Origin of the sequence: Nonomuraea sp. NPDC049607, from assembly GCF_040675375.1 — a bacterium.
Lineage (GTDB): Bacteria > Actinomycetota > Actinomycetes > Streptosporangiales > Streptosporangiaceae > Nonomuraea.
On record NZ_JBFAOV010000006.1, the window covers coordinates 321,644 to 337,601 of the forward strand.

A 15,958-nucleotide genomic window follows, 5' to 3' on the forward strand; every position below is an offset into this window, starting at 1 on the left:
GCCCACCGGCCGCCCCGGGGAAAGGGCCACGGGGGTGAGCCGACGGGTGCGCACCGGGTGGAGGGTCGACGCCGCTAGTCTGTCGCCATGAGTCAGGTGGGACAGGTGACGGCCCGTGCGCTTTTGCGCAGGCTGGCCGTCGAGCAGGCCGAGTGCAGGGTGCCGTCGCTGACGGCGGCGATCGTCCGCGACGGGCGGACGGTGTGGTTCGGCGGCCGGGGCCGCGTCGGCGACGGACCGCCGACCCAGGCCACCCAGTACCGGCTGGGGTCGATCACCAAGTCGATCGTGGCCGTGGCCGTCATGCGGCTGCGCGACGAGGGCAAGATCGCGCTGACCGACCCGCTGGAGCGCCACGTGCCCGGCACCGCCGCCGGGCAGGCCACCATCGCCCAGCTGCTGTCGCACACCTCCGGCCTGACCGCCGAGCCGCCGACCGAATGGTGGGAGCGCACCCCCGGCCTCGACGTGCCCGACCTGCTCAAGCAGGTGGGCCCCGACCAGGTCAAGCACCGGGCCGGCCGCCTCTACCACTACTCCAACGTCGGGTTCGCGCTGCTGGGCGAGCTGGTGGCCCGGCTGCGCGGCACCGGCTGGCAGCAGGCCGTGCGGCAGGAGGTGCTGGCGCCGCTGGAGATGAACGCCACCACCGCCCGTCCCCGCGCCCCGCACGCCACCGGCTACGCCGTCCACCCGTGGGCCGACGTCGTGCTGACCGAGCCCGAGCACGACGCGGTGGCCATGGGGCCGGCCGGGCAGCTGTGGTCCACCCCGCACGACCTGGCCCGCTGGGCCGCCTTCGTCGGCGGCGACACCGGCGGCGTGCTGTCGCCCGACACGCTGGCCGAGATGCGCGAACCGGCCGGCGTCGCCGACGGCGACTCCTGGACCGCCGGCTACGGGCTCGGCCTGCAACTGGCCCGCGCCGGCGGGCGCCGCCTGGCCGGGCACACCGGGTCCATGCCCGGGTTCCTGGCCACCGTGTGGGCCGACCCGGCGCAAGGCGTGGGCGTGCTGTTCATGGCCAACACCACCAGCGGCATGAGCTACACCCTGCCCACCGACCTGCTCGACATCCTCGACGAGCACGAGCCGCGCCTGCCCGAGGAGTGGCAGCCCGCCCCCGCCGACCCCGCCCTGCTGGCGCTGACCGGGCTGTGGCACTGGGGGCCCAAGCCGTACGCGCTGCGGCTGCTGCCCGGGCGTGGGTTGTCGCTGGCGCCCGTCGACGGCAGCGGGCGCGCCTCCCGCTTCGTGCCCCAGGACGACGGGACGTGGCTGGGGCTGGACGGCTACTACGCCGGTGAGACGCTGCGCGTGGCCGCCGACCACCTCGACCTCAACACGTTCGTCTTCACCCGCGAACCCTACGACCCGGCCGCGCCGGTGCCGGGTGGCGTGACCGGCTGGCACGCCTGAGCCCTTCGGCTCGTCTGCCCGTCGGGGAGGGCGTCAGCCCGGCGGGCCGGCCAGCGTCCGGGCCAGGGCGGTGGCCGGGCCGGGCGGTAGCGTGCCGTGCAGCAGTTCCACCCGGTGCACCAGGCGTGGCGCCACCAGCGGCACCCCCGGCCCGGCCGAGGCCGGCAGCAGCGTCAGCCCGTGCCCGGCGGCCACCAGGTTGAGCACGGTGTGCACGTCGTCGCCCTCGTAGACCATCGCGGCGGCGAAGCCGTCACCGGCCAGGTCGCGCAGGCGCGGCAACGGGCACAGCGGCGTCTGCAGCCAGCGGGCGTCGACGAGGTCGGCCAGGCGCAGGGCCCGCCTGCCCGCCAGCGGATGGCCCGGCGGCAGCGCCACCACCAGGTCCTCCTCGCCGACCCCCACCGTGGTCATCGGCCCCGACTCCGGCAGGCGCAGCGGGTCGCTGGGGGCGGCGATGCCATCAGCCAGCCCCAGGTCGGCCTCGCCCTCGGCCAGCAGCTCGGCCAGGTGTTCCCGGCCGCAGGTGCGCACCACCACGTGCAGGCGCGGCTGGGCCGCGCGCGCGGCGGCCAGCCGTTCGGCCAGCACGGCGTTGACGGCCAGCGGGGTGGCGGCCAGGCGCAGGCGGTGGGCCGGCTGGGCGGCCGCCCGCAACACGTCGGCGCGTGCCGCCCGCAGGCGCAGCAGCAGCGGCGCCGCGTGCTCCAGCAGCCGTTCGCCGGCCGCGGTGGGCTCCACCGGGCGGCGGTTCAGCAGCGGCAGGCCCAGGTCGGCCTCCAGCGCCGCGACCTGCTGGGAGATCGCCGACTGGGTGTAGCCGAGCTCGTGGGCGGCGGCCGAGAAGGACCGGTGGCGGGCCACGGTCACGAAGGTGCGCAACAGATTCGGGTCCATCAGTAGTGCTTATAGCAGGTGCAGACATCATCGTTGGCGCTTAAGCGGGGGTGGGGGCCACGATGGGGGCATGAGAATCGCCCTGGTGGGAGACCGTTCTCCCAGTGTCCGTTCGCACGTCCGCATCCCCCGGCTGATCGAGGCGCTGCGTGAACGTGACGGCATCGCCCTGGACCCGTACTGGATCCCCAGCACCGAGGCCGACGACCTCGGCGGCTTCGACGGCATCTGGGTCGTGCCCGGCAGCCCGTACGTCAGCGAGGCCGGCGCGGTCAACGCCGCCCGCACCGCCCGGGAGCTGGGCATCCCGTTCCTGGGCACGTGCGGCGGTTTCCAGCACATGCTGCTGGAGTACGGCCGCAACGTGTGCGGGCTGGACGTCGCCCACGCCGAGAACACCCCCGGCGCCGCGCAGGCGTTCCTGGTGGAGCCGCTGTCGTGCTCGCTGGTCGGGCACGAGGGCCTGGTGCGCCTGACCCCCGGCTCGCGGGTCGAGCAGATCATGGGGGCCACCTCCGTCGTGGAGGCATACAGCTGCTCCTACGGCCTCAACGACGCCTACCGCCGGACGCTGGCCGAGCACGGGCTCGTCTTCTCCGGCCACGCCGAGGACGGCATGGTGCGGGTGGCCGAGCTGCCCGGGCACCCGTTCTTCGTCGGCACGCTGTTCCAGCCGGAGCTGGCCGGCGACGGGCGGCGGCCGCACCCGCTGATCGGCGCGTTCGCCGCCGCCGTACGCCGCCACGCCCACCCGCCGGTGCCCGTCTCCTGAGCGCAGCCGGGTCAGCGGCTGCGGCGGGCCAGGAGCGCCGGCAGGGCGGCCACCGCCAGCCCGAGCACGGCCAGCCCGGCCCGGTCGGCGACCGTCTCGGCGTTGGCCAGCACCCCGAACGCGGTGTGCCCGGCCAGCGCGCCACCGGCCAGGGCCAGGCTGTGGCGGTCCCGCCAGGCGCCGCCCACCGCCCACCGCCGGAGCAGCAGCCCGGCCGTCACCGCCAGGAGCGCGGCGGCCACCATCGGCGCCACCACCCAGCCGCCCTGGGTGAAGGCCGGATGGCGGGCGCCGCCGAAGGGGAACAGCAGCGCCAGGTACCCGAACGCGACGACGGCGGCCCCGGCCGCGACCACCGCCGGGGCGGGAACGTCGCCCGCAACCCCGGCGGGCGGGGGTGCGGTCGGCGGCAGGACGCGCAGCGCGAGCACGGCCAGCGCCGCGACCGCCAGCAGCAGCCCCGCCGTCATCGGCCACGGCGCCAGGTAACCGGGGTCCATGAAGGTGGCCGTCCAGCGCAGCAGCAGCCCGCCCAGGACGAACACCACGCCCGTCGCCGCCAGCCCGGCCCGTCCCAGGTAGGGGCGCTCGCGCAGCGACGGGAACAGCAGGTCGGCCAGCAGGATCGGCAGCGCCACGCTGAACACCGCGTGGTAGGGGATGTTGAGCTCGGCGTAGGCGCTGTTGAGGCCCAGGACGCGCGGCGCCCAGCCCGCGGCGCCGTACAGGGTGGGGCTGGTCAGGGCCTGCAGCGCCAGCCCCTCCTCCACGATCCCGTACGCCGCCCCCAGCAGCAGCACCGACCCCCATCCGCGGCCGGCCCGGCGTACCAGGTCGCGGATCAGCAGGGTGCCGGCGCCGTAGATGGGCGTCCACACCAGCAGCAGCCACGCCTGGCGCAGCGGCGGATTGCCGAGCGTGAGCTCGGCGAGGACCGGGGTGAGCCCGGCCAGCACAAGCGCGGCCCACCGGCCGCGTGCCCGAAGGGAGACCATGACCTCACGCTCGCCCGCGGCGGGGGCTCGGCGCTGCTGCCTTGCGGCCGGTCCGTGGCCACCGCGGTCGTGAGCCGGAGGTGACTTTGGTTGTCATGGCCGGTGACCGGGGTTGCCGGCCGGCTCGGCGGGCGCGGGCTACGATCGGCCATGGTGTTCGGGGCGGGCGGCCCGCAGACGGGCGGCGAGGATCAGGCCGGGCAGGCGGCGGGGAGACGGGCGCTGGTGGGGCAGGTCGGCGGGTGGTCGTGGCGGGAGGGGGCGGCGGCCGCGGGCGGGATCGTGCTCGCCCTGGCCGCGGCCGTCTCGGTGGTGGGGGGAGACCTGACCCCCGGCACGCCCGGCTGGTACCTGTGGGCGGATGTGGCGGGCGGGGCGGCGGCGTGCGCGGCGCTGTGGTGGTGCCGCCGCAGTCCGGTGGCCGCCGGGCTGGTCGCCGTCGCGCTGTCGGTGCCGGCGGCCGCCGCGTCGGTGGCGGCCGGGATCGCCACGCTCCTGGTCGCGCTCCACCGGCGCCCGCCCGCCGCCGTCGCGGTCGGGCTGGCGTGGGTGGCCGCCTCGCTGGCCAGGTTCGCGCTGCGGCCGCCGGGGCTGGCGCCGTACCCGGTGTGGGCGCTGGTCGCCGTGCTGTTCGGCGGGGCGGTCACCGGCTGGGGCATCCTGGCCAGGACGCGGCGGCAACTGCTGGCCTCGCTGGCCGAACGCGCCCGCCGCGCCGAGGCCGACCAGCGGCGCCGCGCCGAGGAGGCCCGCCGTGCCGAACGCCTGGACATCGCCCGCGAGATGCACGACGTGCTGGCCCACCGACTGTCGCTGCTGGCCGTGCACGCCGGGGCGCTGGGCTTCAACGCCGCCGCCACCCCCGGTGAGGTCGCCGAGGCGGCCGAGGTCATCCGCTCCAGCGCCCACCAGGCGTTGCAGGAGCTGCGCGGCGTCATCGGGGTGCTGCGGCAGAGCCCGTCCACGCCGCCGGCGCCTGCGGCCCTGGCGCCGCTGGTGGAGGAATCACGGCGGGCCGGGATGCGCGTGGACCTGCGCCAGGACGGCGTACGCTTCGCCGACGTGCCCGAGACGACCCGGCGCACCGCCTACCGCGTCGTGCAGGAGGGTCTGACCAACGCCCGCAAGCACGCCCCCGGCCGTCCCGTCACCGTCGAGGTCGGCGGCGCCGCCGGCCGGGAGCTGACCGTCGAGGTGCGCAACCCCGCGCCCGCCGGGCCGGCTCCGGCGCTGGCCGCCACCGGCGCCGGAGCTGGGCTGGCCGGACTGGAGGAACGCGTCACCCTGGCCGGCGGCCGGCTGGAACGGGGACCGGCCGCGGACGGCGGGTTCCGGCTGGCCGCACGGCTACCATGGCCCCGTGAGCCAGCCGCCGAGTGAGCCGCCGAGTGAGCCGCCGAGTGTGCCCGGCCCGATCCGGGTGCTGATCGTCGACGACGACGCGCTCGTCCGCACCGGGCTGACGCTGATGCTCAAGGGCGCCCCCGACCTGCGCGTGGTCGGCGCCGTGGCCGACGGCGCCCACGTCCAGGCCGCCGTCGGCGAGCACGCCCCCGACGTGGTGCTGATGGACATCCGCATGGCCGGCCTCGACGGCATCGAGGCCACCCGGCGTCTGCGCGCCCGCACCGGCGCCCCGCACGTCATCATCCTGACCACCTTCGACGCCGACGAGCACGTCCTGCGGGCGCTGCGCGCCGGAGCCGGCGGCTTCCTGCTCAAGGACACCCCTCCCGAGGGCATCGTCGAGGCGATCAGGCGGGTGATGGCCGGCGAGCCCAGCCTGTCGCCCAGCGTCACCCGCAGCCTGATCGCCCACCTGATGCCCGAGGAGGACGACCGGCGGCGCGCCGAGGCCCGCCGCGTGCTGTCGGCCCTCAGCGCACGCGAGCGGCAGGTGGCGCTCGCGGTCGGGCAGGGCAAGCCCAACGCGGTCATCGCCGGCGAGCTGCACATGAGCGTGGGCACCGTCAAGGGGTACATCTCCCGCATCCTGACCAAGGCGGGCCTGGACAACCGGGTGCAGCTGGCCCTGGTCGTCCACGACGCCACCTAGTCCGGGCCGGGCGGCAGCAGGCGTGCCAGCCGGAGCAGCGAATGCCGGGCCAGGGCCGTCACGATCGGCCGCGTCACCGGCCACAACGCCCGTCCGGCCGGGCCCAGCGGCAGCAGCAGCTCCTCGGCCCAGATCACCCGGCTGCCGCCCCGCCACGGCCGCACCCGGATCGCGCCCCGGCCGCGCACCAGCCGCCCGGTGTGCTCCATCAGCACGTACGACGGCGGCTCCCACACCAGGATCGTCATCGTGTCCAGGAACCCCACCGGCCGCACCCCGGTGTAGGCCTCCACCCGGCGCTCGCCCACCTGCCGCGCCGACGTCATGAACATCCATTCGCGATGCCGCGGCCAGTCGGTGATCAGCGCGAACACCTCCTGCGGCGGCGCCGCGACCTGCACGGCCGCACCCGCGTACACCGGTCTCATCGCCCGCCTCCTCGTGCTGGCCATCCTCGGGGACATGAAGTACGTGCTCATGATCGGGCTGGACGAATCCGACGTGCCGGAGGAGATCGCGCTGCACGGGTGCGGCGGCTGGAGCGCGGAGATGGCGGGGCGCGACGTCGTCCGGGGCGGCATCGGGCTGCGACCGGCCGCCGAGGCCACCACCGTGCGCGTGCGCGCGGGCGACGTGCTGCTCACCGACGGGCCGTTCGCCGAGACCAAGGACCAGATCGGCGGGTTCACCCTGATCGAGTGCGAGGGCATGCGGGAGGCGGTCGAGATCGCCGCCGCCCACCCGGTGGCCCGCTACGGCTCGATCGAGATCAGGCCCGTCCTGGAGCCGTGAACGACCTGGAGGCGGTCTTCCGCGCCGAATGGGGCACGGTCGTGGCCGCCCTCATCCGGCTCACCGGCGACTGGGACCTGGCCGAGGAGTGCGCCCAGGACGCCTTCGCCGCCGCCCTGGAACGCTGGCCGCGCGACGATGTTCACCTGCTGCTGCCATCCGGCGCTGCCGCTGCCCGCGCAGGTCGCCCTCATCCTGCGGACGCTGGCCGGGCTGGGCACCGCCGAGATCGCGCGGGCGTTCCTGGTGCCGGAGGCGACGATGTCGCAGCGCCTGGTCCGCGCCAAACGCAGGATCCGCCAGGCCGGCATCCCCTTCCGCGTGCCGCCGCCGCACCTGCTGCCCGAACGTCTCCAGGCCGTGCTGGGCGTTCTGTACCTGCTGTTCAACGAGGGCTACTCCGGCCAGTCCGCATGGGACGAGAGCGAGGGGCGCTCCGGTGTCGGGCCGCGCGGGCCGGGTGAGGAGGCGATCCGGCTGGCCCGGCTGCTGGCCGGCCTGCTGCCCGGCGAGCCCGAGACCGGCGGCCTGCTGGCCCTCATGCTGCTGCACCACGCCCGCCGCCCCGCCAGGACCTCCGGCGACGGCACGCTGGTGCCGCTGGAGGAGCAGGACCGCACGCTGTGGAACCGCGCCGAGATCGAGGAGGGCCTGCTCGTGCTGGAGACGGCACTGGCCCGGCGGGCGGCCGGGCCGTACCAGGTGCAGGCCGCCATCGCCGCCTGCCACGCCACCGCGGCCGAGCCCGCCGCGACCGACTGGCCGCAGATCGCCGTCCTGTACGGGCGGCTGGCCACGCTGCTGCCCTCCCCCGTGGTCGAGCTCAACCGCGCCGTGGCCGTCGCCGTGGCCGTCGCCATGGCCGTCGCCATGGCGGACGGCCCCGCGGCGGGGCTCGCGCTGGTGGACCGCCTGGCCGCCACCGGCGCGCTCGGCGACTACCACCTGCTGCACGCCACCCGGGCCGACCTGCTGCGCCGCCTGCAACACCGGGACGAGGCCGCCACCGCCTACCGGCGGGCGCTCGGCCTGGCCCCCGCCGAGGCCGAGCGCCGCTACCTGGCCAGGCGGCTGGCGGAGGTGACACGGGCGGATGCATGAGAAGGTCCCGCCGCCGGGGCTGAGGACTGGGGAAGTCAGCATCGGCGGCGGGACCGGCCTCGGGATCACGACCCGGGCAAGGAACTCCCGCCGTGGCCGGCCAGACCGTACGCGGTGAGGTACGGCCTGGCGTGCCCGGCCCGGCGGTACGCGGCCCTGCTGCGCACAGCGGCCTGCCCCGCGTCATGGGGGTGAACGTCGGGGCGACCGTGATGGCCGCAGCGGCCCGCGGCCCTGCCCGGGAACGTGCCCGGGCCCGTCGCGACCTGGGCCGCGACACCGCCGCCTGCGAGCGTGGCCGCCGGCACCTCGACGACGGCCCCCGGCTCGCTGACGGCTCTGCCTGTCATGCGCTCCTCCTCCCTGCCCGAGCGGGCGACTCTGCACCGTGACTACCCCATGTCACTCTCCGTGAAGCTCGATGGCCGGGTAAAATCCCTCGTCCGCAGCTCAAGGCCGGGGCGGCGATCACGTTGGGTGATGGAAACGGTCGCCTTGCGCGCGTGCCGCCGGAGAACTGTCGGTGCCGGGTGGCACACTCGGCGGGCATGAGCGATGACGTGCGGCTGCGGCCCGTCCAGGAGGCCGATCTGGAGGTGTTCCTGGAGCAGGAGCACGACGAGGAGGCCGTCCGGCGGTCCAGGTTCGTCCCGCGCGAGCGGGCGGCCTTCATGACCCACTGGGCCACCCGGGTGCTCGGCGATCCCACCGTCCTGGTGCGCGCGGTCACGGTCGACGGGGAGGTGGCCGGGAACATCGTGTCCTGGTGGGAGGGCAGGCGGCGGTTCGTCGGCTACTGGCTGGGCCGCTCCCACTGGGGCCACGGCGTCGGCACCACGGCGCTGGGGCTGTTCCTGGCGGAGGAGAGGACCAGGCCCCTGCACGCCGACCCCTTCGCGGGCAACACCGGTTCGGTGCGGTTGCTGGAACGTCACGGGTTCCGGCACGCGGGCACGGTCTTGCACGGCGACGACGAGCATCTGCTGATGGTGCTGGGCGACGACCTGCCCGCCTGATTTCGGGTGGAGGTGGGCCTTTACCGGGCGGGCCGTCGCCGACCGGCTTCCGGCCAGGGCGCGGGCTTCCCGGGGTGCGGGTTTCGCCTGGGGGGCTGGGTTTGGCGGGGGCGTCCGACGGGGTTGCGGGGTCAGCCGCGGCCGCCGGTGAACGGGGGCTCGCCCTCCTTCAGGGCGCGGAAGCGCAGCGCCGACCACACCTCGTCCACCGCGACCTGGCCGTTGGGACGCAGCCCGTACTCGCCGACGATGGGCCACAGCGTGTCGCGGTTGATGTCGGACTTGTTGCCCTTGGGGTAGGCCACCCAGACCACGGGCGGGGTGGTGAGCTCGTCGCGGTGCTCGTCCAGGATGCGGTGGGCCGCGGCGGCGTCGGAGGCGAAGATCAACGCGACGTCCGCGTCCTTGACGGCTTCGGCCTCCTGGGCGCCCTCCGGCAGCGGCCCCAGGAGCGGCCGGTGGGCGGGGTCGGAGACCCACACGCTGCTTCGCGGTTTGATGAGCAGCTTGTCGGCGACGGTCTTGGCGGTCATGTCATGCCTTCGTGTAGATCAGGTTCAGCACGCCGGTGCTGAAGGTGGTGGAGGTGGTCAGGCGGAGCGGGATCTGCTCGCGCGCGTCGTCGAACAGCCGCTTGCCCGAGCCGACGACGATCGGGTGGAGCAGCAGGTTGAGCTCGTCGAGCAGGCCCTCGCGCAGCAGCGAGACGACCAGGGTGCCGCTGCCCACGACGGAGATGTTCCCACCGGGGCGCTCCCGCAGCGCCGCCAGGTCGGCCAGGCTGACGACCTCGGTGTTCTGCCAGGACGGCGAGGTCAGTGTGGTGGAGACGACGTACTTGGTCTGCGAGTTCATCGCCTCGGCCATCGGCTCCTTCTCGGGGTCCTGGTTCGGCCAGTAGGCGGCGAACTCCTCGTAGGTGTTCCGGCCCAGCAGCATGGCGTCGGCGGCCTGCATCTGCTCGCCGACCGACTGGCCCATCTCGTCGTTGAAGTACGGGAAGTGCCAGGTGTCGGGGGCCTCGACGACGCCGTCGAGGGAGATGAACAGGCCCGCGGTGATCTTTCTCATGATTGTCGCTCTCCTTGAGTCCTTGAGGTGGCTCAACCTTCCCACCGACAAATGAAGTTGTCAAGACGACTTCGCTTGTCCGAGATTCGGGGGTGTGGAGGTGGCCGATGGTATGGGATACGCGCTGCTCAACGGCGCAGCGGCCACGGGAGCGGGCCGTGAAACGCGGCGACGGCGCGGGCTTGGGGGCGGGACCGCGAAAGGCGACGGCGGCGCGGCCTCGGGCCGGACGGCGACACCCGAAAGCCTCCGCGCGGGCGGGGCCCTGGGCGGGCGGCGAGAGGCGAAGGCGGGGGTGGCGTTCGGGTGGGGTGGTGAAGACGGGCAGGGGGGTGCGGCGAGAGGAAGACGGGCGGGATGGTGAGCACGCGGGAGCCCCCGCGTGGGTGCGGATTGTCGGGCGCGCAGAACGGCTTTCGAACGCGGGCGGAGGGCCCCCGCCGCCGGTTGTTACGGAACGGCCCCCATCGCGCACTAAGGACGGTCGGCTGAGTTCGGGACTGCGCGGGGCGGCCCTGGGCGCGGCCGGTCGCAGCCAGGCGAAGCGCAGCTAGGCGGGGCAGGGCAGGGCGGGGCAGAGCGCGACAGGGCGGAGCGCGACAGGGCGGAGCGCGACAGGGCGGAGCGCGACAGGGCGGAGCGCGACAGGGCGGAGCGCGACAGGGAGAGGCGTGCGGGCCGGGGGCGGGGGTTGCTAGGTGTGGGGTGTGGCGGCGGAGAGCAAGGTCAAGGCGGCTTGGCGGGCCTGGTCGGCGGCGTCGGTGCTGTCGTGGTGGGCTGCCACGACGGTAGCGCCCTCGACCAGCATCAGCAGCTGCCGTCCCAGAAGTCGCGGATCGGCGGCCCCGGCGCGTTCGGCGATGCCGGTCAGCAGCTCAAGGTAACGGTCCAGGTGGCGGGCGGTGATGGCCCGTACGGGATCGGTGTGGTGCTGGGCGGCGGCGTTCAGCAGGGCGCAGCCGCGGAAGACCGGGTCGTCGTACCACTGCCGCAGAGCGTCGAACACCGCGGCCAGCTGGGCGCGCGGATCGTCGCCCGCGGCTTGGGCGCAGGAGGCCAGCCGGCGTGCGACCCGGTCGCTGCGCTCCCGCAGCACGGCTTCGACCAGGCCGTCCTTGGTGCCGAAGTGGCGGTAGAGGGTCTCCTTGGAGATGCCGATGCCGGAGCACAGTCCGGCGACGCCGATGCCGTCGAGGCCGTGCTCGTACAGCAGCTCGGTGGCGGCGCCCAGGATGGCGGCGCGGGTGCGGGCGGGGTCGATCGTGGAGCCTTTGGCCACGGGCATGGCACAGATAGTACCGGTCGGTTCGATCCGATGCTAACGTCTCGGCTCGTACCGATCGGTTCGATCTCCGGGAGTTCGCCCATGTTTGATCCGCTTGCCGCTGACCCGCCGCGTGACCCCGAATTCCCGGCCACCACGCCGGAGGTGACGTTCGACAGCGGAGGCGAGCGCCTGCTCGGCGTGCTGCACGTGCCCGCCGGACGCGGCCCGCACCCCACCGTCGTGCTGCTGCACGGATTCCCCGGCAACGAACGCAACTTCGACCTCGCCCAGGCACTGCGTCGCGCCGGGTACGCCGGCCTGGTGTTCCACTACCGGGGATCGTGGGGTGTCGGCGGTTCGTGGTCCTGGGGGCACGTGCTGGAGGACGCGGCCGCCGTCGTCGCCGGGCTGCCCGGCCTCGCCGAGGCTCATCGGCTCGACCTGCGGCGTCTGGCGCTGGCCGGTCACAGCATGGGCGGGTTCGCGGCGTTGATGACGGCGGCGGCCCATCCGTCCGTGGCCGCCGTCGCCTCCGCCGCCGCGTTCGACCTCGGCGCGGCCGCCGCGCTGTGCCGGGACGACGCCGAGGTTCGCGCCCGGTACGTCAAGGCGTTCGACGGCGAGCTGGCTCCCCTGCGCGGCACCAGCGGGCAGGGGCTGGTCGGCGAGATGGAGGCGGCCGGCGACGCCTGGCAACTGGCCCGGCTCGCACCACGGCTGGCCGGCCGCCCCGTGCTCCTCATCGGCACCGGCCACGACGCCGTCACCCCGAACGAGGTGCACCACGATCCCCTCGTCGCCGCCTACCAGGCACAACCCGTCGAACGCCTCGAACACCACCTCTTCCCCACCGACCACGCCCTGTCGGACCACCGCGTCACCCTGGCCCGCACGATCCTCGCCTTCCTGGACCGCGTCCTGTGACGGGACATGATCGGCGACCGGGCGCCTGCCGCACCCGGATGTCGATGTCGGCGCGTCGTGTCAGCGGGTCACGACGGTTTCGTGTTCGACCCGCGACAACTTGCCGGGGTTGCGCACGGCGTACAGGCCGCTGATGAGACCGTCGTCCAGGCGGATGGCCAGGACGGAGTCGACCTCGCCGTCGATCTCGACGATCAACGCCGGATGCCCGTTGACCTGGGCCGGGCGCAGACGGGCCGCGCCGGCGATCCTGGACAGCACCCCGGCCACCGTGAGCGCGCCCTCGACCGGCGCGAGCGCGGCCCGCACCACGCCGCCGCCGTCGGTGAGCAGGACGACGTCCGGCGCCAGCAGGTCGAGCAGGCCCCGCAGGTCGCCGGTCTCGATCGCGCCCTGGAAGGCCGTCAGCGCCTGGCGGGCCTGCTCGGCCGAGACGCTCGCGCGGGGACGGCGCGCGGCCACATGACCCCGGGCGCGGTGGGCGATCTGCCGCACCGCCGCCGGGGTCTTGGCGACGGCCTCGGCGATCTCGTCGTAGTCCAGGCCGAACACCTCCCGCAGCACGAACACCGCGCGCTCGGTGGGATGGAGCGTCTCCAGCACCAGCAGCATGGCCATCGAGACGCTCTCGGCCAGCTCGACGTCCTCGGCCACGTCCGGCGAGGTCAGCAGCGGCTCGGGCAGCCACGGGCCGACGTAGGACTCCTTACGCCGGCGCAGGGTGCGCAGCCGGGTCAGGGCCTTCCGGGTGACCATGCGGACCAGGAACGCGCGCCGGTCACGCACGCCCTCCAGCTCGATCGACGCCCACCGCAACCAGGTCTCCTGCAGGATGTCCTCGGCGTCGGCGGCCGAGCCCAGCATCTCGTAGGCGACGGTGAACAGCAGGTTGCGATGGGCGACGAACGTCCGGGTCGCGCTGTCGGACGGGTCCGCCGGTTCGGCGCTCTGGCTCACAATCTGCTCCTGCCTGTCGGTTCTCGACCCTGCCACACGCACAGGACGCCGGCCGCCGCCGCCCTGTGACATCCGGCGACGGTGGCGTGCGTCACAGGGCGTGCGTCACAGGGCGCGGGCGGTCAGCGGGACTCGGCGGCGGTCTTCAGGTCGCGCAGCCACGCCTCCAGCCCCGCGCCGAGGAGCTTGGTGGAGGTGGCCACGTCGGCCTCGACCTGGGCGCCGGTCCAGGTCTCCTCGGTGTGCACGCGCACACCGCCCTTGACCCGGGTGAACGTCCACAGGTGCACGCCCTGGTCGATACGCACGCCCTCGCCGACCGCCGGGCCGCTCCACAGCAGGCAGTCCTCGCTCTTGAGGCGGCGCAAGGTGGAGGTGATGTGCATGGTGGTGGCCGGGGTCGTGGCGGTGGCCGGAGCCGGGGTGGTCCAGCGCCACGACGACCCGGCGCGCAGCGGGCCCTGGTCGAGGCGCTTGCTGGACAGGACGGGCTTCTGCCAGTCGGGCCACCCCTCCACCCGGGTCTGCAGCCGGAAGATCCTGCTCAGCGGAGCCTTGATCACGATGTCGGCGTGGTAGCGGATGCGGGCCGAGGCGTCCACGCCCTCCCCGCGGCACCGGGACTCGTGAGTGGTGGCCTGGGCGGCCGGGACGTTGCCCGCCAGGACGCCGACGACGGCCAGCGGGATCAGGAACGAGGCGATGCGGACGTTGCTGAACATGGTGGTGTTCCTCTCGTTGAGGGATCGAGATCGAAGGGGACGCCTCAGCGGCGGCCGGCCCGCAGGACGGCCGCGACCAGGGCGGCGCAGGCGGCGACGATCAGCACGGCGAAGGCGGGGTGCAGGTCCTTCGACAGGCTCGGCGCCGCGTCGGACCGGACCAGCCACACGGCCAGCGGCGCCGCGTAGGTGAGGGCGACCAGCACGGCCGCCCATCGCACCGCCCGGTCCCGGGCGTGACGCAGGGCGCCGACCAGCACGACCGCGACCGGAACGGCCGCCAGCAGCGCGAACTGGCCGACGACCATGACGGGGACCGCCCAGGCGGCGACGCTCACCGCCACCGGCGTGCCGCGACCGGTACGGGCGGGCGGCTGGTACGTGCTGGTCATGACGTTCCCCTTCACCTGGACGGCCACGAGCGGCTAGAAGCTCGTGCGTTCGTTAGAAGTTATAACCGTGCGGCGAGCGGAGTGTCAACAACGTTCGTGATAGCCTCTAACTAAATTTCTGAGGTGTAGCGGAAGGCGGTATGACCATGGCGGACACCGGCACGGCGACCCCGCGCGAGCGCTACCGCGCCCAGGTCCGCGCAGAGATCAAGGAACACGCCTGGCGGCAGATCGCCACCACCGGAGCCTCCGCGCTGTCCCTCAACGCGATCGCCAAACAGATGGGCATGAGCGGCCCCGCGCTCTACCGCTACTACGCCAACCGCGACGAGCTGATCACCGAACTCATCCGCGACGCCTACCGCAGCCTCGCCGACACCCTCCGAACAGCCGCCGAAGAAGCCGCCGGGAAAAACGGCGGGACAAGCAGCGAGGAAGGGGGTGGCCTGGCCGTGCTTGCTCACGCCGTACGCAGCTGGGCTCTGCGTGACCCCCAGCGGTACCTGCTCATCTACGGCACCCCCGTCCCCGGCTACCACGCCCCCGACGACATCACCGCCATCTCATCCCAGATCATGACGCTCCTGCTCGACGCCGGCTCGGCCACCCCGCCCGAGCAGCCCGAGCAGCCCGCCAGCCTGCTTGAACGCCACCTGGCCGACCATGGCGACTGGGCCGCCGGCCACCCCGCCCCGCCCGCCGTCCTGCACCAGGCGCTCAGCTTCTGGACCCGGGTCCACGGCGTGCTGTCCCTGGAACTGGCCGGCCACTTCACCGGCATGGGCTTCGACCCCGCCCTGCTCTTCGCCGCCGAAGTGGACGACCTGCTGGCACGCTGACCCGGCACACACCACAGACCCGGCCCGGGCTGGAGCGGCCCGGCCCGATCCCGCCCGAGACGCGCCACAGGCCCGGCCCCGCGCGAGGCGGGACCGGACCTGCGCGACGCGCGTTACCGAGCGTTACCGGACGTCCTGGGGCAGATGGGCCTTGGCGTCGTCGTAGGAGCCCTCGCCCACGGCCTCGGCGGGACGGTAGACCAGGTACAACACGCCCGTGGTGAACGTCTGGGAGCTGACCAGCTCCAGCGGGATCGGGGTGTCCCCCTCGTCGAACAGCCGCTCGCCCTTGCGCACCGCGATCGGGTGCACGAGCAGGTGCAGCTCGTCCAGCAGCCCGGCGGCCAGGAGCCGGCGGACCACCGAGACCGAGCCACTCATCGCGATCCGGCCGCCCGGCTCGGACTTCAGCGCGGTCACGGCCTTGACCAGGTCGCCCTGCAGCAGCTCGGAGTTGCGCCAGGTGAACTCCAGCGGCTGACGGGACACCACGATCTTGCGCGCGTCGCCGATCGTCCTGGCGAAATCGGCGTCCTCGCCGCCCGCCTCCTCGCGCTGCGGCCACGCCCCGGCGAAGCTGTCGTAGGTCTTGCGGCCCAGCAGCATCGTGTCGGCCATCTGCGACGTCACCGCCGCGCCCATCTCATCGTCGAAGTACGGGAAGTGCCAGTCGGCCGGGTCCTGGATGACACCGTCGAGCGAGATGAACAGGTTTGCGCTGATCGTCCTCATGATGAC

20 protein-coding genes are annotated in these 15,958 nt (G+C 74.2%); 9 read left to right on the plus strand and 11 right to left on the minus strand.

Annotated features, from left to right (window positions below; genetic code table 11):
- Positions 1 to 87: 87 nt before the first annotated feature.
- Complete coding sequence (locus AB0J97_RS15395) at positions 88 to 1,419, plus strand: serine hydrolase domain-containing protein (RefSeq protein WP_357699763.1); 1,332 nt, start codon at positions 88 to 90, stop codon at positions 1,417 to 1,419.
- Positions 1,420 to 1,452: 33 nt separating this feature from the next.
- Here the strand turns inward: AB0J97_RS15395 and AB0J97_RS15400 are convergent, their stop codons facing one another.
- Positions 1,453 to 2,316: a LysR family transcriptional regulator gene (locus AB0J97_RS15400; RefSeq protein WP_364088604.1), complete on the minus strand. Its 864-nt coding sequence runs from the start codon at positions 2,314 to 2,316 to the stop codon at positions 1,453 to 1,455.
- A 70-nt stretch (positions 2,317 to 2,386) separates the two neighbouring features.
- Here AB0J97_RS15400 and AB0J97_RS15405 point away from each other — a divergent pair, with 70 nt between their 5' ends.
- Entirely contained in the window at positions 2,387 to 3,088 is a 702-nt protein-coding gene (locus tag AB0J97_RS15405) for a hypothetical protein (RefSeq protein WP_364088606.1), read from the plus strand.
- Positions 3,089 to 3,099: 11 nt separating this feature from the next.
- On the opposite strand, the gene AB0J97_RS15410 is transcribed toward AB0J97_RS15405, so the two are convergent.
- Positions 3,100 to 4,083, minus strand: coding sequence for a hypothetical protein (locus AB0J97_RS15410; protein WP_364088608.1), 984 nt, complete (start codon positions 4,081 to 4,083; stop codon positions 3,100 to 3,102).
- A 102-nt stretch (positions 4,084 to 4,185) separates the two neighbouring features.
- On the opposite strand from AB0J97_RS15410, the gene AB0J97_RS15415 reads away from it, so the two are divergent.
- A complete protein-coding gene (locus AB0J97_RS15415) occupies positions 4,186 to 5,463 on the plus strand; it encodes a histidine kinase (RefSeq protein ID WP_364088609.1) in 1,278 nt (425 codons plus the stop codon).
- The gene (locus tag AB0J97_RS15420) at positions 5,444 to 6,139 is read left to right on the plus strand and encodes a response regulator transcription factor (protein WP_364088610.1); all 696 of its coding nucleotides are present in this window, start codon (positions 5,444 to 5,446) and stop codon (positions 6,137 to 6,139) included. Before AB0J97_RS15415 ends, AB0J97_RS15420 begins: the two co-directional genes overlap by 20 nt.
- Here AB0J97_RS15420 and AB0J97_RS15425 read toward each other — a convergent pair.
- Positions 6,136 to 6,567, minus strand: a complete 432-nt coding sequence (locus tag AB0J97_RS15425; protein WP_364088613.1) for an SRPBCC family protein — start codon at positions 6,565 to 6,567, stop codon at positions 6,136 to 6,138. The two genes, AB0J97_RS15420 and AB0J97_RS15425, sit on opposite strands and share 4 nt — an antisense overlap.
- 34 nt (positions 6,568 to 6,601) lie before the next feature.
- Between AB0J97_RS15425 and AB0J97_RS15430 the strand changes: the two genes are divergently transcribed.
- On the plus strand, positions 6,602 to 6,931 hold the full coding sequence (locus AB0J97_RS15430; protein WP_364088614.1) for a YciI family protein: 330 nt from the start codon (positions 6,602 to 6,604) through the stop codon (positions 6,929 to 6,931).
- A 138-nt stretch (positions 6,932 to 7,069) separates the two neighbouring features.
- Entirely contained in the window at positions 7,070 to 8,032 is a 963-nt protein-coding gene (locus tag AB0J97_RS15435; RefSeq protein WP_364088616.1) for a DUF6596 domain-containing protein, read from the plus strand.
- 65 nt (positions 8,033 to 8,097) lie between these two features.
- On the opposite strand, the gene AB0J97_RS15440 is transcribed toward AB0J97_RS15435, so the two are convergent.
- Positions 8,098 to 8,382, minus strand: a complete 285-nt coding sequence (locus tag AB0J97_RS15440) for a hypothetical protein (RefSeq protein WP_357699745.1) — start codon at positions 8,380 to 8,382, stop codon at positions 8,098 to 8,100.
- Positions 8,383 to 8,580: 198 nt separating this feature from the next.
- On the opposite strand from AB0J97_RS15440, the gene AB0J97_RS15445 reads away from it, so the two are divergent.
- Positions 8,581 to 9,048, plus strand: coding sequence for a GNAT family protein (locus tag AB0J97_RS15445; protein WP_357699743.1), 468 nt, complete (start codon positions 8,581 to 8,583; stop codon positions 9,046 to 9,048).
- A gap of 131 nt (positions 9,049 to 9,179) precedes the next feature.
- Here the strand turns inward: AB0J97_RS15445 and AB0J97_RS15450 are convergent, their stop codons facing one another.
- The 3 genes from AB0J97_RS15450 to AB0J97_RS15460 all read right to left on the minus strand — a co-directional run bounded on the left by AB0J97_RS15450 (position 9,180) and on the right by AB0J97_RS15460 (position 11,404).
- A complete protein-coding gene (locus tag AB0J97_RS15450) occupies positions 9,180 to 9,581 on the minus strand; it encodes a hypothetical protein (protein ID WP_364088619.1) in 402 nt (133 codons plus the stop codon).
- Position 9,582: 1 nt separating this feature from the next.
- Positions 9,583 to 10,119 (minus strand): dihydrofolate reductase family protein, encoded by a 537-nt coding sequence (locus AB0J97_RS15455; RefSeq protein WP_357699739.1) that lies wholly within the window; start codon positions 10,117 to 10,119, stop codon positions 9,583 to 9,585.
- A gap of 694 nt (positions 10,120 to 10,813) precedes the next feature.
- Entirely contained in the window at positions 10,814 to 11,404 is a 591-nt protein-coding gene (locus AB0J97_RS15460; RefSeq protein WP_364088621.1) for a TetR/AcrR family transcriptional regulator, read from the minus strand.
- An 81-nt stretch (positions 11,405 to 11,485) separates the two neighbouring features.
- On the opposite strand from AB0J97_RS15460, the gene AB0J97_RS15465 reads away from it, so the two are divergent.
- Positions 11,486 to 12,310: an alpha/beta fold hydrolase gene (locus AB0J97_RS15465; RefSeq protein ID WP_364088623.1), complete on the plus strand. Its 825-nt coding sequence runs from the start codon at positions 11,486 to 11,488 to the stop codon at positions 12,308 to 12,310.
- 60 nt (positions 12,311 to 12,370) lie between these two features.
- Here the strand turns inward: AB0J97_RS15465 and AB0J97_RS15470 are convergent, their stop codons facing one another.
- The 3 genes from AB0J97_RS15470 to AB0J97_RS15480 form a co-directional block, all read right to left on the minus strand.
- Positions 12,371 to 13,267: an RNA polymerase sigma-70 factor gene (locus tag AB0J97_RS15470; protein WP_364088626.1), complete on the minus strand. Its 897-nt coding sequence runs from the start codon at positions 13,265 to 13,267 to the stop codon at positions 12,371 to 12,373.
- Between the two features lie 122 nt (positions 13,268 to 13,389).
- Positions 13,390 to 13,989: an SRPBCC family protein gene (locus tag AB0J97_RS15475; RefSeq protein ID WP_364088627.1), complete on the minus strand. Its 600-nt coding sequence runs from the start codon at positions 13,987 to 13,989 to the stop codon at positions 13,390 to 13,392.
- A 44-nt stretch (positions 13,990 to 14,033) separates the two neighbouring features.
- Entirely contained in the window at positions 14,034 to 14,381 is a 348-nt protein-coding gene (locus tag AB0J97_RS15480) for a hypothetical protein (protein ID WP_364088629.1), read from the minus strand.
- Positions 14,382 to 14,521: 140 nt separating this feature from the next.
- Here AB0J97_RS15480 and AB0J97_RS15485 point away from each other — a divergent pair, with 140 nt between their 5' ends.
- Positions 14,522 to 15,220, plus strand: a complete 699-nt coding sequence (locus tag AB0J97_RS15485; protein WP_364088631.1) for a TetR/AcrR family transcriptional regulator — start codon at positions 14,522 to 14,524, stop codon at positions 15,218 to 15,220.
- A gap of 123 nt (positions 15,221 to 15,343) precedes the next feature.
- Here AB0J97_RS15485 and AB0J97_RS15490 read toward each other — a convergent pair whose 3' ends face one another.
- The gene (locus tag AB0J97_RS15490; protein WP_364088633.1) at positions 15,344 to 15,952 is read right to left on the minus strand and encodes a dihydrofolate reductase family protein; all 609 of its coding nucleotides are present in this window, start codon (positions 15,950 to 15,952) and stop codon (positions 15,344 to 15,346) included.
- Positions 15,953 to 15,958 lie beyond the last annotated feature (6 nt).

Coding starts and splice junctions, on each gene's coding strand:
- AB0J97_RS15395 (WP_357699763.1), top strand. CDS start 88: ATGAGTCAGGTGGGACAGGTGACGGCCCGTGCGCTTTTGCGCAGGCTG.
- AB0J97_RS15400 (WP_364088604.1), bottom strand. CDS start 2,316: ATGGACCCGAATCTGTTGCGCACCTTCGTGACCGTGGCCCGCCACCGG.
- AB0J97_RS15405 (WP_364088606.1), top strand. CDS start 2,387: ATGAGAATCGCCCTGGTGGGAGACCGTTCTCCCAGTGTCCGTTCGCAC.
- AB0J97_RS15410 (WP_364088608.1), bottom strand. CDS start 4,083: ATGGTCTCCCTTCGGGCACGCGGCCGGTGGGCCGCGCTTGTGCTGGCC.
- AB0J97_RS15425 (WP_364088613.1), bottom strand. CDS start 6,567: ATGAGACCGGTGTACGCGGGTGCGGCCGTGCAGGTCGCGGCGCCGCCG.
- AB0J97_RS15430 (WP_364088614.1), top strand. CDS start 6,602: ATGAAGTACGTGCTCATGATCGGGCTGGACGAATCCGACGTGCCGGAG.
- AB0J97_RS15435 (WP_364088616.1), top strand. CDS start 7,070: ATGTTCACCTGCTGCTGCCATCCGGCGCTGCCGCTGCCCGCGCAGGTC.
- AB0J97_RS15440 (WP_357699745.1), bottom strand. CDS start 8,382: ATGACAGGCAGAGCCGTCAGCGAGCCGGGGGCCGTCGTCGAGGTGCCG.
- AB0J97_RS15445 (WP_357699743.1), top strand. CDS start 8,581: ATGAGCGATGACGTGCGGCTGCGGCCCGTCCAGGAGGCCGATCTGGAG.
- AB0J97_RS15450 (WP_364088619.1), bottom strand. CDS start 9,581: ATGACCGCCAAGACCGTCGCCGACAAGCTGCTCATCAAACCGCGAAGC.
- AB0J97_RS15455 (WP_357699739.1), bottom strand. CDS start 10,119: ATGAGAAAGATCACCGCGGGCCTGTTCATCTCCCTCGACGGCGTCGTC.
- AB0J97_RS15460 (WP_364088621.1), bottom strand. CDS start 11,404: ATGCCCGTGGCCAAAGGCTCCACGATCGACCCCGCCCGCACCCGCGCC.
- AB0J97_RS15465 (WP_364088623.1), top strand. CDS start 11,486: ATGTTTGATCCGCTTGCCGCTGACCCGCCGCGTGACCCCGAATTCCCG.
- AB0J97_RS15475 (WP_364088627.1), bottom strand. CDS start 13,989: ATGTTCAGCAACGTCCGCATCGCCTCGTTCCTGATCCCGCTGGCCGTC.
- AB0J97_RS15480 (WP_364088629.1), bottom strand. CDS start 14,381: ATGACCAGCACGTACCAGCCGCCCGCCCGTACCGGTCGCGGCACGCCG.
- AB0J97_RS15485 (WP_364088631.1), top strand. CDS start 14,522: ATGACCATGGCGGACACCGGCACGGCGACCCCGCGCGAGCGCTACCGC.
- AB0J97_RS15490 (WP_364088633.1), bottom strand. CDS start 15,952: ATGAGGACGATCAGCGCAAACCTGTTCATCTCGCTCGACGGTGTCATC.